General features: G+C 74.1%; 12 protein-coding genes. 11 read left to right on the top strand and 1 reads right to left on the bottom strand.

Annotation, left to right across the window (positions count from 1 at the left end):
• Window positions 1-23 precede the first annotated feature (23 nt).
• The 11 genes from ACZ53N_RS11080 to ACZ53N_RS11030 all read left to right on the top strand — a co-directional run bounded on the left by ACZ53N_RS11080 (window position 24) and on the right by ACZ53N_RS11030 (window position 14,879).
• Window positions 24-1,523, top strand: a complete 1,500-nt coding sequence (locus ACZ53N_RS11080; RefSeq protein WP_469140616.1) for a CoA-acylating methylmalonate-semialdehyde dehydrogenase — start codon at window positions 24-26, stop codon at window positions 1,521-1,523.
• The gene (locus ACZ53N_RS11075) at window positions 1,520-2,674 is read left to right on the top strand and encodes an acyl-CoA dehydrogenase family protein (RefSeq protein WP_469140615.1); all 1,155 of its coding nucleotides are present in this window, start codon (window positions 1,520-1,522) and stop codon (window positions 2,672-2,674) included. Before ACZ53N_RS11080 ends, ACZ53N_RS11075 begins: the two co-directional genes overlap by 4 nt.
• Window positions 2,671-3,750 carry an enoyl-CoA hydratase/isomerase family protein gene (locus tag ACZ53N_RS11070; protein WP_469140614.1) on the top strand — a complete coding sequence of 360 codons (1,080 nt, stop codon included), beginning with the start codon at window positions 2,671-2,673 and terminating at the stop codon, window positions 3,748-3,750. Before ACZ53N_RS11075 ends, ACZ53N_RS11070 begins: the two co-directional genes overlap by 4 nt.
• Window positions 3,747-4,691 (top strand): 3-hydroxyisobutyrate dehydrogenase, encoded by a 945-nt coding sequence (gene mmsB / locus ACZ53N_RS11065; RefSeq protein ID WP_469140613.1) that lies wholly within the window; start codon window positions 3,747-3,749, stop codon window positions 4,689-4,691. The genes ACZ53N_RS11070 and mmsB overlap by 4 nt, the downstream gene beginning before the upstream one ends.
• Window positions 4,688-5,461 carry an enoyl-CoA hydratase gene (locus ACZ53N_RS11060; RefSeq protein ID WP_469140612.1) on the top strand — a complete coding sequence of 258 codons (774 nt, stop codon included), beginning with the start codon at window positions 4,688-4,690 and terminating at the stop codon, window positions 5,459-5,461. Before mmsB ends, ACZ53N_RS11060 begins: the two co-directional genes overlap by 4 nt.
• 118 nt (window positions 5,462-5,579) lie before the next feature.
• Window positions 5,580-6,089, top strand: coding sequence for a ribonuclease FAU-1 family protein (locus ACZ53N_RS11055; RefSeq protein WP_469140611.1), 510 nt, complete (start codon window positions 5,580-5,582; stop codon window positions 6,087-6,089).
• Between the two features lie 320 nt (window positions 6,090-6,409).
• Window positions 6,410-7,969, top strand: coding sequence for a carboxyl transferase domain-containing protein (locus ACZ53N_RS11050; protein ID WP_469140610.1), 1,560 nt, complete (start codon window positions 6,410-6,412; stop codon window positions 7,967-7,969).
• Window positions 7,970-8,780: 811 nt separating this feature from the next.
• Window positions 8,781-10,010, top strand: a complete 1,230-nt coding sequence (locus ACZ53N_RS11045; RefSeq protein WP_469140609.1) for an ATP-grasp domain-containing protein — start codon at window positions 8,781-8,783, stop codon at window positions 10,008-10,010.
• A complete protein-coding gene (locus ACZ53N_RS11040) occupies window positions 10,007-11,743 on the top strand; it encodes an IucA/IucC family protein (protein WP_469140608.1) in 1,737 nt (578 codons plus the stop codon). Before ACZ53N_RS11045 ends, ACZ53N_RS11040 begins: the two co-directional genes overlap by 4 nt.
• A gap of 155 nt (window positions 11,744-11,898) precedes the next feature.
• Entirely contained in the window at window positions 11,899-13,674 is a 1,776-nt protein-coding gene (locus ACZ53N_RS11035) for an IucA/IucC family protein (protein ID WP_469140607.1), read from the top strand.
• On the top strand, window positions 13,671-14,879 hold the full coding sequence (locus tag ACZ53N_RS11030; protein WP_469140606.1) for a type III PLP-dependent enzyme: 1,209 nt from the start codon (window positions 13,671-13,673) through the stop codon (window positions 14,877-14,879). Before ACZ53N_RS11035 ends, ACZ53N_RS11030 begins: the two co-directional genes overlap by 4 nt.
• A 9-nt stretch (window positions 14,880-14,888) precedes the next feature.
• On the opposite strand, the gene ACZ53N_RS11025 is transcribed toward ACZ53N_RS11030, so the two are convergent.
• Window positions 14,889-15,908, bottom strand: coding sequence for an ArsR/SmtB family transcription factor (locus ACZ53N_RS11025; protein WP_469140605.1), 1,020 nt, complete (start codon window positions 15,906-15,908; stop codon window positions 14,889-14,891).
• Window positions 15,909-16,062 lie beyond the last annotated feature (154 nt).

Genomic DNA, 16,062 nt, shown 5'->3' with positions numbered 1-16,062 from the left:
ACCTGACGAGAGCAGGCTCTCCCATGGTCCGTGAACTCACCCATTTCATCGGCGGCAGGCACACCCCGGGAACATCGGGTGCCTACGGCGATGTGTACGACCCCAACACCGGCGCCGTGCAGGCCCGGGTGCCCCTGGCGAACCGGGCCGAGACCGAGGCGGCCGTCGCCGACGCGGCCGAGGCCCAGCGGGAGTGGGGCGAGTGGAACCCGCAGCGCCGGGCCCGCGTCCTGTTGCGCTTCCTCCAGCTCGTCGAGGGTGAGAAGGAATCCCTCGCCCGGCTGCTGTCCTGTGAGCACGGCAAGACGGTCCCCGACGCGCTCGGCGACATCCAGCGCGGTCTGGAGGTGGTGGAGTTCGCCGCCGGCATCCCGCACCTGCTCAAGGGCGACTTCACCGACAACGCCGGGACCGGCATCGACGTGCACTCCCTGCGCCGCCCGATCGGCGTGACGGCGGGCATCACCCCGTTCAACTTCCCCGCGATGATCCCGCTGTGGAAGGCCGCCCCGGCCATCGCCTGCGGCAACTCCTTCGTCCTCAAGCCCTCCGAGCGCGACCCGTCCGTCCCGTTGCGGCTCGCCGAGCTGTTCCTGGAGGCGGGGCTGCCGCCCGGTGTGCTCAACGTCGTCAACGGCGGCAAGGAAACCGTCGACACCCTGCTCGAGGACCCGCGGGTGCAGGCGCTCGGCTTCGTCGGCTCGACCCCGATCGCGGCCCACATCTACGCCACGGCCGCCGCCCACGGCAAGCGGGCCCAGTGCTTCGGCGGTGCCAAGAACCACTTGATCGTGATGCCCGACGCCGACCTCGACCAGGCCGTCGACGCCCTGATCGGCGCGGGCTACGGCTCGGCCGGGGAGCGCTGCATGGCGATCTCCGTCGCCGTACCCGTCGGCGAGGACACCGCCGACGCGCTGGTCACCCGCCTCAAGGAGCGGATCGGCACCCTGCGGATCGGCCGGTCCGACGACCCCGACGCCGACTTCGGCCCCCTCGTCGGCCGCGACGCCGTCGACCGGGTCCGCGGCTATGTGGACCTCGGAGTGGAGGAGGGCGCCGAACTCGTCGTGGACGGGCGCGGCTTCACCCTCGCCGGGCACGAGAACGGCTTCTTCGCCGGCGCCTCCCTCTTCGACCGGGTCACCCCGGACATGCGGATCTACCAGGAGGAGATCTTCGGGCCCGTCCTGTCGGTGGTCCGCGCGGCGGACTACGAGGAGGCACTGCGGCTGCCCTCCGAGCACGCCTTCGGCAACGGCGTCGCGATCTTCACCCGCGACGGGGACACCGCCCGCGACTTCACCCGGCGCGTGGACACCGGCATGATCGGCGTCAACGTCCCGATCCCCGTGCCGGTCGCGTACCACACCTTCGGCGGCTGGAAGCGGTCCGGCTTCGGCGACCTGGGCCAGCACGGCCCGGACGCCATCCGCTTCTACACCCGCACCAAGACCGTCACCTCGCGCTGGCCCTCCGGGGTCAAGGAGGGCGCGAGCTTCACCATCCCCACGATGGGATGAGCGCCATGACGACGGGCCTCACCGAGGACCAGCTCGCGATGGCCGAAACGACGCTGGACTTCGCGCGGGAACACCTCGCCCCGCACGCCGTAGCCTGGGACCAGGACAAACACTTCCCCCTCGACGTGCTGCGCAAGGCCGCGGGGCTCGGCCTCGGCGGGGTCTATGTACGGGAGGAGGCGGGCGGCTCCGGCCTCACCCGAGCGGACGGCGTGCTGATCTTCGAGGTGCTGGCCACCGGCTGTCCCTCCATCGCCGGCTACCTCTCCATCCACAACATGGTCGGCTGGATGATCGACCGCTACGGCGACGAGGCCCAGCGCGCCCGTTGGCTGCCCCGGCTGTGCTCGATGGACACCCTCGGCAGTTACTGCCTGACCGAGCCGGGCGCGGGCTCCGACGCCGCAGCGCTGCGGACCCGGGCCGCACGCGACGGGGACTCCTATGTCCTGACCGGCGTGAAGCAGTTCATCTCCGGCGCCGGGGCCGCCGAGGTGTACATCGTCATGGCGCGCACGGGCGGGGAGGGGCCGGGCGGCATCTCGGCGTTCGTCGTCGAACGGGACGACCCCGGGCTGTCCTTCGGTCCCGACGAGAAGAAGATGGGCTGGAACGCCCAGCCCACCCGCCAGGTCGTCCTGGACGGCGTCCGCCTTCCGGCCGACCGTCGGCTCGGCGCCGAGGGCGACGGCTTCCGCATCGCCATGAACGGGCTCAACGGCGGCCGGCTCGGCATCGCCGCCTGCTCCCTCGGCGGCGGACAGAACGCCCTGCACCGCAGCCTGGAGTACCTCGCCGACCGGGAGGCGTTCGGGGCACCGCTGCTCGACGCCCAGGCGCTGCGGTTCCGCCTCGCCGACATGGCGACCGAACTCGCCGCCGCCCGCGCCCTGGTCCGCCAGGCCGCGGAGGCCCTGGACCGCGACGACCCCCAGGCGGCCCAGCTGTGCGCCATGGCCAAACGCTTCGCCACCGACACCGGCTACTTGGTCGCCGACCGCGCCCTGCAACTGCACGGGGGCTACGGCTACCTCACCGAGTACGGCATCGAGAAGATCGTCCGAGATCTTCGAGTGCACCGGATCCTGGAAGGAACGAACGAGATCATGCGCCTGATCGTGGCCCGCGGACTGACGGGAGACGCCCGATGACCCCGACGGACGGCACGGACGACTGTGTGTTGCTGCGCACCGAGGGCCGCGCCGCGTACCTCACCCTCAACCGGCCGAAGGCCCTCAACGCCCTCAGCCACACCATGGTGCGCCGCATCGACGAGGCCCTCACCACCTGGGAGCACGACCCCGCCGTCGAGACCGTCGTGATCAGCGGCGAGGGCGAGCGGGGGCTGTGCGCGGGCGGCGACATCCGGTCCATCCACGCCGACGCCCGCGCCGGCGGTGACGCCTCCGCGGCCTTCTGGCGCGACGAGTACCGGCTCAACGCCCGTATCGCCCGCTACCCCAAGCCGTACGTCGCCCTCATGGACGGCATCGTGATGGGCGGGGGAGTGGGGATCTCGGCCCACGGCAGCGTGCGGATCGTCACCGAGCGCTCCAAGGTCGCGATGCCCGAGACAGGCATCGGTTTCGTGCCCGACGTGGGCGGCACCTATCTGCTGGCCCTCGCGCCCGGGGAGCTCGGCACGCACCTCGGGCTCACCGGAGTGCCCGTGGGCGCCGCGGACGCCCTGCTGTGCGGCCTCGCCGACCACTTCGTACCGGCGGACGCACTTCCCGCCCTCGGCGCGGACCTCGCCGCCGGGGCCGTGCCCGATGTCCTGCCCCGCCATGTCCGCGAGGCACCGGAGGGCCGGCTGGCCGCCGACCGGGAGTGGATCGACCACTGCTACGCGGCCGACACCGTAGAGGAGATCATCGAGCGGCTGCTCGCCGCGGGCACCCCGGCCGCCAAGGAAGCCGCCGAGACGATCCTCGCCAAGTCGCCCACCGCCCTGAAGGTCACCCTCGCCGCGCTGCGCCGCGCCCGGGACCTCGGCCCGCTGGAGCGGGTCCTGGAGCAGGAGTACCGCGTCTCCTGCGCGGCCCTGTCCGCTCCCGACCTGGTGGAGGGCATCCGCGCCCAGGTGATCGACAAGGACCGCGCCCCGCGCTGGTCGCCGGCAACCCTGGCGGAGGTCGGCGGGGCGGACGTGGCCCGGTTCTTCGCACCGCTCGGCGCCCGGGAACTCTCCCTCGCCGACGACGCCCCGCAGGAGGTGCCCTGGTGAGCGCCGTGAGCCCCGCGAGTACGGTCGTCGGCTTCGTCGGCCTCGGCCACATGGGCGGTCCGATGGCCGCCAACCTCGTCAAGGCCGGATACCGGGTGCGCGGCCACGACCTGTCGGCCGCGTCCCTGGCGGCGGCCGCGGCCGCCGGTGTCGAACCGGCCGTCTCGGCGGCCGAAGCCGCCGCGGGTGCGGACGTGGTGATCACCATGCTGCCCGCCGGCCGCCATGTCCTCGCCCTCTACCAGGACGAGGGGCTGCTCGCGGCGGCGACGCCCGGCACCCTCTTCGTGGACTGCTCCACCATAGACGTGGCCGATGCCCGGGCCGCCCACGACGCCGCAGCGCGAGCCGGGCACCGCGCCCTGGACGCGCCCGTCTCGGGCGGGGTGATCGGCGCGGAAGCCGCCACCCTGACCTTCATGGCCGGGGGCGGCGAGGCCGAGTTCGCGCGGGCGGAGCCGCTGCTGTCCGCGATGGGCAAGAAGGCCGTCCACTGCGGAGCGGCAGGCTCCGGTCAGGCCGCGAAGATCTGCAACAACATGATCCTCGGCATCTCGATGCTCGCGGTGGGCGAGGCGTTCGTCCTCGGCGAGCGCCTCGGCCTGTCCCACCAGGCCCTTTACGACGTGGCCTCCACCGCGTCCGGCCAGTGCTGGGCCCTCACGGTCAACTGCCCGGTCCCCGGCCCCGTCCCGGGCAGCCCCGCCAACCACGACTACCGGCCCGGCTTCGCCGCGCCCCTGATGGCCAAGGACCTCGGCCTCGCCGCCAACGCCCTCCGCGCGGGCGGGGTGCACGCCGAGCTCGGCCTGCGGGCGGCTGAACTGTACGCGGAGTTCGCCGAGGGCCCGGGGGCAGCGGAGGACTTCTCCGCGATCATCCGGACGATCAGAGACCGGTCCATCCAGGACACCGCAGAGAACGGAACGGCCACCGCATGACCTACGAGACCATCCTCGTCGAGCGCAAGGGCCGCACGGCCCTCGTCACCCTCAACCGGCCGAAGGCCCTGAACGCCCTCAACCTCCAGGTCATGAACGAGGTCGTCGACGCCACCGCCGCACTCGACCGTGACCCCGACATCGGCTGCATCGTCCTCACCGGCTCACCCAAGGCGTTCGCGGCCGGGGCCGACATCAAGGAAATGCGGCCGCAGGGGTACATGGACATGTACCTCAGCGACTGGTTCACCGCATGGGACCGGCTCGGCGAACTCCGCACACCGACCGTCGCCGCCGTCTCCGGCTACGCCCTCGGCGGCGGCTGCGAGCTCGCCATGCTCTGCGACATCCTGTTGGCCTCGGACACGGCGGTCTTCGGCCAGCCGGAGATCAAGCTCGGTGTGATCCCCGGCATCGGCGGCTCCCAGCGGCTGACCCGCGCGGTCGGCAAGGCCAAGGCCATGGAGCTGTGCCTGACGGGCCGCACCATGGACGCGACGGAGGCCGAACGCGCGGGGCTGGTCTCCCGGATCGTGCCGGCGGACGAACTCCTGGAGGAGGCGCTCGCGGTCGCCGACACCGTGGCCGGGATGTCCGCGCCGGTCGCGATGATGGCCAAGGAGGCGGTCAACCGGGCCTTCGAGACGACGCTGGCGGAGGGCGTCCGCTTCGAACGCAGGCTCTTCCACGCGGTGTTCGCCGTCGCGGACCAGAAGGAGGGGATGTCGGCGTTCGTGGAGAAGCGGCCGCCGGAGTTCACGCACCGGTAGACGGGCGAGTGCGGCTTCCCTCGCCGGGATGGCCCAAGCGCTGCCGAAATCCATTCGCCCGAGATCTCGTCATGGGAGAAGCTGCGGCCGGACGATCTACGGACGGGAGCGGATTTTCATGAGCGGGATCCTGGGCGGGACGCTGGCGGCGGGCGACGCGGTGACGGTGCGGCTGGTGAAGGAACCCCGGCCCGAGGTGCGGTACCCCGCGACCGTGGTGCGCGACGACGGCACGCACGTCGTGGTGCGCGCCCCCTGGGCCGGTGCCGACACCCGTGACTTCGGGTTCGTGCGGTTCGAGAAGGGTGACGTTTTCACCGAGCACTACTGGCGTGACCGCTGGTACGCCGTCAAGGAGGTGCGGGACGCCGCCGGGGTCGTGAAGGGCTGGTACTGCGACGTCACCCGCCCCGCCCGCGTCGAGGAGGCCGGGCTCGTCGTCACCGACCTGGACCTCGACCTGTGGCTCTCGGCCGACGGGGCCACGGTGCTGCGCCTGGACGAGGACGAGTTCGCCGAGAGCGGCATCGCCGAGCGCGACCCCGTCGCCGCCGGACACGCCCGCCGGGCGCTGGACGACCTCGAGGAGCTCGCCTGCGGCGGCGGCTTCGCCGCGCTTCTCGGGTAAGGCCTGTCTTGCCGCCTGCGGTTTGTCCTGCCGACGGCGGGTCCGTCTTGCCGCCTGCGGCGGCGGGCGCCCTGCCCGGCTGCGCGGGCTCTGGATGCTGTCCGGCGGACCTTCGGCTGCGGGCCGTCTTGCCGCCTACGGCGGCGGGCGCCCTGCGGGCGCGTCCTCAATCGCCGGACGGGCTTATATAAGCCCGTCCGGCGATTGAGGACACAGCACAGTAGCCCGTCCGGCGATTGAGGACACCGCCGCGCAGCGGGGGTGCGCACACCCCGGCCCACAGAGACACGTCTGCGGGGAACCCATGGCAGGCTGGCCCCATGAGTGCTACGAGCCCCCGCACCTCCGCCCTCGACCTCATCGGAGCGGTGGTGGACCCCGGCAGTTGGCGCGGGTGGGACGAACCGGTCGAGGTGACGACCGACGACCCCGACTACCGGGCCGATCTGCTCGCCGCGCGTGAGCGCACCGGGCTGGACGAGTCGGTCGTCACCGGCGAGGGCCTGCTGCGCGGGCGCCGAGTGGCGGTCGTGGCCTGCGAGTTCCGCTTCCTGGCCGGGTCGATCGGCGTGGCGGCGGGGGAGCGGCTCGTCACCGCCGTGGAGCGGGCCACGGCCGAGGGGCTGCCGCTGCTGGCGGCGCCCGCCTCGGGCGGCACCCGGATGCAGGAGGGCACGATCGCCTTCCTGCAGATGGTGAAGGTCACCGCGGCGATCACCGACCACAAGGCCGCCGGGCTGCCCTACCTCGTCTACCTCCGCCATCCCACGACGGGCGGGGTCCTCGCGTCCTGGGGCTCCCTCGGCCACGTCACCGCCGCCGAGCCGGGTGCCCTCATCGGGTTCCTCGGGCCGCGCGTCCACGAGGCCCTCTACGGCGAGGAGTTCCCGCCGGGCGTCCAGCTCGCGGAGAACCTGCTGGCCCACGGCCTGGTGGACGCCGTGCTGCCCGCCGACCGGCTGCCGGAGACGGTGGCGCGGGCGCTCACCGTGCTGTGCGGGGACGCCGCCGAGGCTCCGCCCGAGGACCCGCCCGGCGCGCACGACCCGGCTCCGGCCCCGGTCCCCGCCTCCGCCGCCGAGTCGATCCGCCGCTCCCGGCGCCCCGATCGGCCCGGGGTGCGGCGGTTGCTGGCGGCCGCGGCCACCGATGTCACGCCACTCAGCGGCACGGGCGCGGGGGAGCGGGACCCGGGGCTGCTGCTCGCGCTCGCGCGCGTCGGCGGCACCCCGTGCGTCGTGCTCGGTCACGACCGCGGCAGCCACGCCGAGGAACCGGGCCCGGGCCCGGCGGGGACCGGTGTTCCCGCGCACGGCCAGGCGCTCGGTCCGGCCGGGCTGCGCGCCGCGCGGCGGGGGATGCGGGTCGCCGCCGAGCTGGACCTCCCGCTGCTCACCGTCGTCGACACGGCCGGGGCCGCGCTGTCGCGGGACGCCGAGGAGGGTGGGCTGGCGGGGGAGATCGCCCGGTGCCTCGCGGACCTGATGGCCCTGCCCGCCCCGACCCTGTGCCTGCTGCTGGGACAGGGCGCGGGCGGGGCCGCCCTCGCGCTGCTCCCGGCGGACCGGGTGCTGGCGGCCCGTCACGCGTGGCTCTCGCCCCTGCCACCGGAGGGCGCGTCGGCGATTTTGTACCGCACGACGGACCGGGCGTACGAAGTGGCCGAACGTCAGGGGGTGCGGTCCGCCGACCTGTTGGCGAACGGCATCGTGGACCGCATCGTGGAGGAGGGCGAGGGAGAGACGGCGGATTCCGACGGCTTCCTTCCCCGGCTCGGCCGGATCCTCGGCGCCGAACTCGCTGTCCTCAAGGGGCGTGAACAGGGTGAACGGCTTACCGCCCGCCGCGCGCGCTACCGAAACCTGGGCGTGCGAAGGTGACTTCGCGCCCAGAAAAATGCGGGCATTGCCTCCATACCCCCACGGGGGATTGGCGCCCTTAGGTTTGCCTAACCTAAGGTCTCGGGTGTGAAGGCGATCGATCTCCGGGATGCCCGGACCGCTGCCGCGCGCCCCCGGAAGGCCCCGGTCCGGGCCGTCGCCCCCGTGTCGGCTCGCTGCGCGGAGCTCGGCACGGTCATGGGCTCCAGGCCCGCGTTCCCCGTCGCGTCCGCCTGGGTGCCCGCCGTCCCGGCCGCCGGAGTGCGGCTCGCCGGGTCCGTCGTTCCGGTGCGTTTCCTCGCGCCCGTCCGTCCGGCCGCATCCCACCGTGCGCGGACACCGGCGGGCGGGGACCGCCGTCCACAGGCCCCCGCCGCGCCCGGGCCAACCCGCCACCGTCCTCACCCGCTCGTGCCGGAAGCCCGGCACCGAGGCCGGGCGGGCCGCCGTGACGGCCTCCCCCGGCCCCGGCCGTGCGGTCGTCGGCCCCGCCCGCCCCGTCCGCCGTCCGGTGGGCACGTCCGATGCCCGCCCAGCCGGTGTCGGCCCGTCGTCCGAAGGCCGGTCGGGGCACGCGCCCTGCCCGTCGGCAGCCTCGAACCCACCGCGTGCGGCAGCGGATGGACGCGGGACGACGGCGAGCACGGAGCCGGAGCCCGAGCCCCCGGCATCGCGACCTCCGGAACGTAGCCGCCCGCCGTGCGGCCCGTGCGGCCCGTGCGGCCCGGCGTCGGCTGTCCCCACCCGTCAGCGCGCCCCACGGCGCTGAGACCTGCCCGAAACCCGCCACCCGCCCCGAAAGGCGCCTCCCGTGCGGCTTCATCTGCTCGCGCTCAACCCGACCGACTCCGTCACCGAGGGCTTCCTTCCCGCGGCCGCCCGGCTCGGTCTCGCCGTCACCCTCCTGACCGACCAGCCGGACGCCCACCGGCGCGCCTACGCCCGGTTCGCCGAACGGGCAGCCACCGGCCTCCCCTGGCCCGAACTCACCGTCGTGGACTGCGACGTACGCGAATTCCGCGAGGTCATCCGGCAGATCTCCGCACTGGGCCGCCCCGACGCGGTGTTCACCAACAGCGACCACCTCCAGACGCAGGCCGCCCTCGCGGCCGACTACTTCGCGCTGCCCGGCAAGGACTGGCGTGCCGCGCTGCGCACCAAGAACAAGGCGCAGCTGCGCCGCGACCTCGCCGAGGCGGGCATCGACACCGTCTGGTCCGCCGAACTGGGACCCGCCGAGGACCCGGACACCCTGAAGGACCTCCAAGCGCCCTTCCCCTGCGTCGTCAAACCCTGCGAAGGCGTGGCCAGCGAGGACGTCATACGCGTCGAGGACGGCGACGAACTCTTGGCGCGCTGCCGGGAGATCCGCGAACGCAGGCCCCACGCGGCGCTCCTCGTCGAGGAATACCTCGACGGACCGCTGCACACCCTGGAGACACTGGGCGACGGCCGCACGCTGCACACGGTCGGCTCCTTCCGCACCCGGCTGTCCCCGCCGCCGCACTTCATCGAGGAACGCCTCGACCTGCTGGCCGCGCCGCCGCGACCGCACGCCGACCGGGTCCTCGAACAGCTTCACGCGCTCGGCGTCGGCTTCGGCGCCTGCCACACCGAGTTCGTCACCCAGGGCGGCCGCGCCCGCCTCATCGAGGTCAACTACCGTGCCATCGGCGACCAGTGCGACCTCACCCTCGCCCAACTGCTGGACATCCCGCTCTTCGAGCACATCCTCCGCGTCCACCTCGGCGAGCCGTTGCCCGCCGACCTGGGGGCGCGTACCGACGGCCGGGCCCGCGTGGAGTACGTCCGCGCCGACCGCGGCGGAACGCTCGTCGCGGCTCCCCGGGCGAGCGACACCGAGCGCGACGGCGTACGGCTGGTCTACCGGCCGCTGCGGGAGACGGGCGCGGAGCACCCGCTGTACCGCACCAACCGCGACTACCTCGGCGTACTGCGGGCGACCGGCACCGACCAGGGCCGGATCGACCGGGCCGTCGAGGAATTCCTGGCCGACCGGCGCTGGGAGATCGTGTCATGACCCCCCACGGCTCCGACCCGGCGGAGGACGAACTCCTCGGCCGGATACTGAGCACGCTGCTCCGCGAGGACACCTACGGCCTGCGCAGCCGCGCGCGCACCGAACGGCGCCCGGACGGCGACTGGCTCCGGCTCCGTATCGGCGGGGACGGCTGTGCGCTGCCCGTCGGCCCCGAGGGCTTCCAGTGCGAAGTGCGGGCCCGGGAAGCGTTGCTGGAGACCCCCGGCGGTGTCCTCACCGGACTGCGCCCCGTCCTCACCCGGCTGCGCGCCGCGGTGGCCGCCGAGGACCGGGCCGGATTCGACCACTTCCTCGCCGAGTGCGACGAGGCGCTCGCCGCCACCCGGCTGCACGGCCGGGTACGCGAAGACGTCGTGGAGCGGTTGGCCGGGGCCCACGGGCGGGACACCGGCCGGTGGACGGGCCCGCGCCGCTCCCTCGCCTACGACACCCTCGCCGCCTTCCGCGACCATCCCGTCTACCCCACCGGCCGGGCCCGCGCCGGGCTCACCGAAACGGAACTCCGCGCCTACGCACCGGAGTTCCACCCCACCTTCGCCCTGCGCTGGCTCGCCGTCCCCCGGGGCACCGTGCGCGGCGGGCGGGCTAAGACCCCGCGGTGGTGGCCCACGCCCGGCGCCCTCGGCCTGCCCGGCCTCGACACCACCCACCTCACCCTGCCCGTCCACCCCCTCACCGTGGGCGACCCGCTCGCCGAAGCGCTGAAGGCCGCCGGGCTCGAAGGCGCCGCCCACCTGGCCGAACGGCCCTGGCTCGCGGTGACACCGACCCTGTCGATGCGTACCCTCGCCGTGCTCGACGACCCGGACGTGCACCTCAAACTCCCGCTCGCCACCGCCACCTTGGGCCTGCGCAACCGGCGCACCATCAAACCCGGCACCCTGGTCGACGGCGAGGTCGGACAGCGGCTCCTCGAAGAGATCATCGCCGCTGAACCGCGCTTCGCCCCCACCGTGCTCCTCGCCGACGAGCGCACCCACCTCGACGCCGGCCACGAACTCCTCGCCGCCCTCGTACGCCGCTACCCGCCCGGCCTCCACGACGCGCACATCGTGCCCGTCGCCGCGCTGCTCGCCCGCACCCCCGACGGCACCCTCGTCGCCGACGCGCTCGCCGGGCGCTACTACGGCGGCTCGCTCACCGCCTTTCTCGACGCCTACCTGACGCTGCTCTTCGACTGGCACGCCACCCTGTTCGCGTACGGCATCGCCCTGGAGTCCCACCAGCAGAACACCTCCGTCGTCCTCGACAGGACGCCCGCCGGCCCACGGCTGCGCCTGCTGCTCAAGGACAACGACGGGCCGCGCGTGCACTCCGTGCGGCTCGCCAGGCGGCTCGGCGGGGAGGCCGCCGACCTCCTCGGCTTCGACGACCGACGGATCCTCGTCGGCGGTGACGGACCCGTCGCCGACGTCTTCGCGACGATCACCGTGCACCTGTGCGCGGGCGCCCTCGCCTTCGAGCTGGCCCGCACCGGCCGCGCCCGGCTGGACACCCTGCTCGGGCAGCTCCGCGACCGGCTCACCGAAGCCGTGGACCGGCTCGCCCCCGGCCCGGCAGCCGTGCTGCGCGCCCGGGTCCTCGACGCCGACCGACTTCCGGTCAAGGCCATGGTCACCGCCGGCACCCTGCTCACCAAGGAGCGCTCGGGCGCCGCCGACATCAACAAGTACTACGTCGAAGGCCCCAACTACCTGCGAGCGGGCGCGTGACGGCGCCCCGGACAGGCCCCGGGCCCGCGCTCGTGGCCGCACCCTTCCTGGTGGGCACACTCCCTCCATGGGCGTCACCGCACCGCCGGTACCCGCTGCCGCCGACCGCCCCCGCCGGCACCCCCACTGCCCTCCGTACCCGCTGGAGTCGCTGAATGTCCTCCGCGTCCCTTCCCACCTCGCCTCCTCTCTCCGCCCCTCGCGCGCGGGCCACCGCCCTCGCGGGCCGGGCGGACGCCGACCAGGTCGTCGCGCACACCCTGCTGAACTGCCTGCTCCGCGAGGTGTCCGGCCCCGAGCACCAGACCGCCGTCAGCGACGGGCACCTGCTGCTGCGACTGCCGCGTTGCGGCGCGCTGCTGCGCGTCGCCCTGCGCCGCGCCTCCCTGATCGGCGCGCACCGCTTCACCGGGCCCGTCAGCGCGCAAGGCCCCGACGGCTGGACCGAACTGCCCTGGCAGACTGTCGCCGAGTACATCCACCGCGAGCTGGAACTGCGCACCGGCGTCCGCAACGACGAATTCCTCGCCCAGGTGGCCTCCAGCCACGCGGGCGTGAGCGCCGCCCTGGACGCGGCCCGCCGGGAGACCGGGGCGCCCGCCCGGCGAGGCTCGGACGGCCCGGACGCCTATATGGACTCGGAGCAGTCCCTGCTCTTCGGCCACCGCTTCCACCCCACCCCCAAGGCCCGCACCGGCTCCATGGCGGACTGGGACCGCTACGCCCCCGAGACCCGCGCCCGCTTCCGGCTCCGCCACCTGGCCGTACGGCGGGAGCACGTCCGTGAGGAGACCGCGACGCCCGGCGCCCTCGCCGCCCTCGACCGGCAGGGCACCGTCCCCGACGGCTACCGGCTGCTGCCCGTGCACCCCTGGCAGTACGCCATGCTCCGCGACGACCGGACCCTGCGCGCCGCCATCGGCCGCCGCGATGTCCTCGACCTCGGCCCGCGCGGCGCGGAATTCGAGCCCACCGCCTCGGTGCGGACGCTCTACGACGGCCGGGACTTCCTCAAGTTCAGCCTGAACATCCGCATCACCAACTGCCTCCGCAAGAACGCCGAGTACGAGCTGACCGGCGCCGTCGCCCTGACCCGGTTGCTGGAGCCCGTCGCCGCCGACCTGGCCGCCCGGTTCCCCGGCACCGACCTGCTGCGCGAGCCCGCCTACCGCACCCTCGACCTCGGCAGCCGCGACCTCGCCGAAGGCTTCGGCGTCATCGTCCGGGAAGGCCTGGGCGCCCGGCTCACCCCCGGCGTCACCGGGCTGCTCGCCGCCGCCGTCGCCGACGAATACCCCACCGGCACCGCGCAGCTCGCCCGGCTGCCGGCCACGGCCGGCCCGGCGGAGGCACTCGCCTGGTGGGACGCCTACCTCGGCCTGCTCGTCCCGCCCGTCCTCGCCGCCTACTTCGACCACGGCGTCGTCCTCGAACCGCACCTGCAGAACGTGGTCCTCGGCGTCGACGCCGACGGCACCCCCCGGCAGATCCTCTTCCGGGACCTCGAAGGAACCAAACTGCTCCCCGACCGGCACGCCACCGCCCTAGCCGCCCTCCCCGACGACGTCGCCCGCCCCATGACGTACGACCGGGAACGCGGCTGGGACCGGGTCGTCTACTGCCTGCTCGTCAACCACCTCGCCGAGATGCTCGCCGCCCTCGCCGACCGGCACCCGCACCTGGAGCCGGAACTGTGGCGCGCCGTGCGCGCGACGCTGGACCGGCGCGCCACCGCCCACGGCGACCCGCCCCCGCTGCGCGCCCTGATCGCCGGGGTGCCGCTGCCCGCCAAGGCCAACCTCCTGACCCGCTGGGAACGCAAGGCCGACCGCGACGCCGGCTACGTCCGCATCGCCTCGCCGCTGGTGCCCGACCTGCTGTCCGCGTTCCCGGGCACCACCCGCACCGAACCCTGGAGTCCCACACCGTGATCACCCCCCGCGTCGCCGCCCGCGCCGCCGGCCTGTCGGCCGACGAACTGCCCGCCTACGTCTACGACCTGGCCGCGCTCGACGAGCACGCGCGCGCGATACGGGCCGCCCTGCCCGGCAGCGTCGAGCTGTACTACGCGGCCAAGGCCAACCCCGCCCCGGAGATTCTCCGGGCCCTCGCCCCGCACGTCACCGGGTTCGAGGTGTCCTCCGGCGGCGAACTGGCCCACGTACGCGAGGCCGTCCCCACCCTCCCGGTCGCCTTCGGCGGCCCCGGCAAGACCGAGGCCGAACTGCGGCTCGCCCTCCGCCTGGGAACCCGCCGATTCCACGTGGAGAGCGAGGGCGAACTGCGGCTGCTCGCGGAACTCGCCGACGGGCGGCCCGGCGACGACCCCGTGGACGTGCTGCTGCGCGTCAACCTCCCGGCGGGGGACGGCGAACTGGCCGGGGCGGCCCTGGCCATGGGCGGCGGACCCGGCCCCTTCGGCCTCGACCCCCGCCGCGCCGAGGCGTGCCTGCCGCTGCTGCGCGGCAGCAGGCTACGGCTGCGCGGCATCCACGCCCATCTGGCCAGCGGACTGAGCGGTCCCGCCCATCTCGCCGTCGCCGCCCGGATCGCCGACTGGACGCGCGAGCTGGCCGACCGGCACGGCCTCACCCTCACCGAGATCAACGTCGGCGGCGGCATGGCCGTCGACTACTCCCGCCCGGCCGCCCTCTTCGACTGGCACTCCTACGGCGCGGGCCTGCGCGACCTGGCCGTCCGCAACCCCGGGCTGACCCTGCGCGTGGAACCCGGCCGGGCGCTCACCGCGTACTGCGGCTGGTACGTCACCGAGGTCCTCGACCTCAAGCACAGCCACGGCGAGGCCTTCGCCATCCTGCGCGGCGGCACCCACCACCTGCGCACCCCCGCCGCCAAACAGCACGACCAGCCCTTCACCGTGCTGCCCGTCGACACGTGGGAGCGGCCCTGGCCGCGCCCGGCCGCCCTGGACGAGCCGGTGACCCTCGTCGGTCAACTGTGCACCCCCAAGGACACCCTGGCACGCCACGTCCCGGTGGCCGAGCTGCGGGTCGGGGACCGGGTGGCGTTCTCCATGGCCGGCGCGTACGCCTGGAACATCTCGCATCACGATTTCCTGATGCACCCCGCGCCGACCTTCCATTTTCTCGATGGGAGCGGGCCTGACCGGGGCTGACCGGGCGGGTCACGCCTGGCCGACGGGCCGTCCGACGGCCAGGCAGGAGTCGCCGTTGAGGAGGCCCACGCCCAGCCCGGTGGCGGTGTGCAGGACGGCCTCCCCGACGCGCCGGGTGCCGATCAGCCCGGCCTCGCGCAGCACGGAGGTGTGATGGCTGACGGTGGCGGGCGAGATGCCCACCCGGCGGGCGACCTCACCGGTCGTACAGCCCGGCCCACCCGCGACGGTCTCCAGGACCGCGGCCCTGCGCATCCCCAGCAGGGCCGCCAGCGCCCGCCCCGAGGCCGGCCGGGGCTCCGGCTCGTCGAGCCAGCGCAGATCGTGGGCGATGGGGTAGACCAGCACGGGGGCGAGCCCCCGGTCGCGCAGCAGCGTCGGCGCGGGCCAGCAGAAGAACGAGGGCACGAGCCGCAGTCCCCGCCCGTCGAGATGGAGGTCGCCCCGCACGTGCGGGCCGCGGAGCTCCAGCACCGGCGGGCTCCAGCTCAGCGCCGGGTGCAGTGTGGGCAGTAGTCGCGCGCTGCCGCCGGTGAGCAGGGCACGGGTGCGCACCGAGCAGTCGGCGCCCAGCCGGCCCTGGATATGCGCCCAGTGCGGGACCAGCACCGCCCGGTGGTAGTCGCGCACCGCCTGCGCCAGCCCGTCGAGGGTGTCCCGGTCGCCGTCCCCGAGCGGCCGGGTCCAGCGGGCCAACGGCCGGGTGGCCGACAGCTCCGTCAGATCCTTGCGCAGCCGGTCGCGGGGGGTCGAACGCAGGGCGTCGATGCCGTTCTCCAAGCCGTCGGCCCCGGCGGCGGGAGTGAGGAAGTCGGGGGAGTAGCCGTAGGGAGGCGCGAGGTCCAGCAGCCGTCGGTCCACCGTGCCCGGATCGGAGCGGACCCGGCGGCGCCAGCGGGCGAACACGGGCGCGGCGTCGGTGCTCTGCAACACATGCAGGCTCAGCAGCACTTCCCACAGCGGATCCGGGTGCTGGGCGATCGTGATGCGGGTCAGATCCTCGCTGGTGAAATGGATGCGCAGCGTCATGGCGGCGTCCCTCGTGCTCGGGATGCCTCGCGCTCCCGCGGGGGTGGCCGCGGATGCCAGGCGTGTCCGTGTGTCCCTTTTGCTGGGTGGGACGCCCGGCATGCCCGTAAGGTTGCTCTGAGTTGACAGAATATCACATTCTGTAAAATTTCCG

The sequence above is a fragment of the Streptomyces sp. NPDC033229 genome (genome assembly GCF_055576875.1).
The sequence above is the reverse complement of the archived record's forward strand: the minus strand, read 5'-3'. Positions and strand labels throughout refer to the sequence as shown.